Source organism: Ureibacillus galli, assembly GCF_014836845.1.
GTDB lineage: Bacteria > Bacillota > Bacilli > Bacillales_A > Planococcaceae > Ureibacillus > Ureibacillus galli.
This window is the reverse complement of record NZ_JACSQA010000063.1, coordinates 1-2,423: the sequence shown is the minus strand read 5'-3', so window position 1 is coordinate 2,423 and position 2,423 is coordinate 1. Positions and strand designations below refer to the sequence as shown.

The 2,423-nt window shown below is 42.2% G+C and carries 1 protein-coding gene; it reads right to left on the bottom strand.

What is annotated here, in order from left to right:
* Positions 1 to 2,423: isopeptide-forming domain-containing fimbrial protein (locus H9636_RS18845; protein WP_191709086.1), on the bottom strand; the 2,423-nt coding region annotated here is incomplete at both ends.

Below are 2,423 nucleotides of genomic sequence, written 5' to 3'. Positions count from 1 at the left end.
TCATAGCCCGTTGCGATATTTTCAATGTTTGTGTTTAACGCACCTTCAAGTACTTTTACTTGGAAGGTAATCGTTGCTGTTTCACCAGCTTTTACTGTCACTGGCTCTACTGTTAATTGACCTTCGCTCCAAACATCCTCATCAGCTAGCGCATCCCCATTTAATGTCGTCGTACCTGAGACAAGTTCCACATTAGCTGGTAATGTATCTTGGATCGTTCCATTCCAAGTGGCAGCTGATTCAGCGTTTATCGCTTTAATCGTATACGTAATGTTGTCTCCAACATGGACAAATTGTTTATCTGCATCTTTTGTTAACTCGATTTCCGATGTTTTCACATCAACTTCCGCCGTTGGTTTATCTGGTGTTTCGATATTGTCGCCATTAACAACCGCTGTATTTTGAATCGTTTCACCAGCTTGACCAACCAACACTTTCGCATGGAAGGTTACTTTATGCGACTCTGTATCATATACATCGCCAAATTGAGCGGCAATGTTTCGATCAACGATCGAACCGTTGTCTCCATCTTGTGCTTCTGTAACCGATTGCCCATCGACTTTCAGGCTACCTGCTACATATTCAAGACCTTGCGGTAACACATCCGTAATGACTAGATTTTCTACTAAACTTTCCGCTACGGTATTACGTGTTTCAATCGTGTATTCAATCGTATCGCCGACTTCAAAGAATTCCTTGCCTTCTTCTAAGTTGGTTGCCGTTTTAACCGACTCTAGATGTGGGAGGCGTGGGTAAACTAATACTTCTGTTTGTGGTTTATCTGGTACTTCTACATTATCACCAGAAACCGTCGCGATATTAATAATATCTTTACTCGCTTGCCCTTCTCCTACTTTTACTTCAAATTCTAATGTATGGGCGTTTGTATCGAAAACGTCGCCATATAATCCCGTGAATGTACCATCAACATAATGACCATTATCATCATCTTCGGCATCCGTCACAGCCACGCCGTCAACTTTCATACTGTCTGCCACATACTCAAGACCTTCAGGTAATACGTCAGAGATCACTAGGTTCTCTACAAGACTATGTTCTACTGTGTTTTGTGTCGTAATCGTGTAAAGAAGCGTATCGCCGACTTCTGGATGTTCTGTATCCTCATTGCCTACGGCCTTTTCAAGAATACTTGATGTTTTCGTTGATTGAAGAACTGGTTTCTTCGGAACAACGTTAACCGTTTCTTTTGGCTCGTCCGGCGTCGTAATATTGTCACCGTCTACTGTCGCAGTGTTTTCAATGGCTTTATTGATTTGACCAGCCGCAATTGTCGCATGGAACTCGACCGTATGCCATTCCGTATCCGTTACATCACCAAATTGACCGGCAATGTCACGATCAACGATGGATCCGTTATCGCCATCTTGCTCTTCTGTCACCGTCTGACCATCCACTTTCAAACTGCCCGCTACATATTCAAGACCTTCTGGTAATGTGTCCGTAATCGTTAAGTTCGTCACGACCCCTTCAGACACGGTATTACGTGTTTGAATTTTGTAAACAACCGTGTCGCCTACTTCAAACACTTCTTTTCCTTCTTCCAAATTCGTTGCCGTTTTTTCCGACTCTAACACTGGAAGACGTGGGTAAACTTTTACTTCTGTTTGTGGTTTATCTGGTACTTCTACATTATCTCCTGAAACGGTTGCAGTATTGATAATATCTTTACCTGCTTGACCGGATCCCACCGTCACTTGGAATGATAATGTATGGGCGGATGTATCGAAAACGTCGCCATATTGTCCAGTGAATGTACCATCAACGAAATGACCTTCGTCGTCGTCTTCTTCATCTGAAACTAGGACTCCGTCCACTTCCAATGTACCTGGGACATATTCAAGCCCTTCAGGCAATTGGTCTGAAATCACCATGTTTTTCACAAGACTGTTGGCGATTGTATTTTGTGTTGTAATCGTGTAAAGAAGTGTATCGCCTACTTCTGGATGTTCTGTATCCGTGTTGCCGTCCGCTTTTTCTAAAATCGTAGACGTTTTTTCTGATTCAAGAACAGGTTTTTCATAAGAAAGCCCTGTTGTCGTTTCATTGGATTCAATTGTTTCGGATTCATTCGTCAATAGATTGTCGTAATTAACCGATGCTTTATTGACAATCGAATCAATCGTATCACTAACTAAAGCTTTCACTTTAAACTGAACGGTAATTCCGTCCGGTAAATTTGTTGTGTTCGCTAGATCACCTAACTCTACGACAATTTTATTATTGTCTGCATCGAAATGACCTGCATCATCTCCAGTTGCATCTGTTAAATCACCAGCGCCAGGACCATTTGTAATTTTTAATGAACCTGGAACGTATTCCGTACCTTCTGGAATCGCATCTTCAAAGACTGCATTCGCTGCAACGTCGCCGCCGCCATTTTTCGTTGTTACTTCATACGTTAA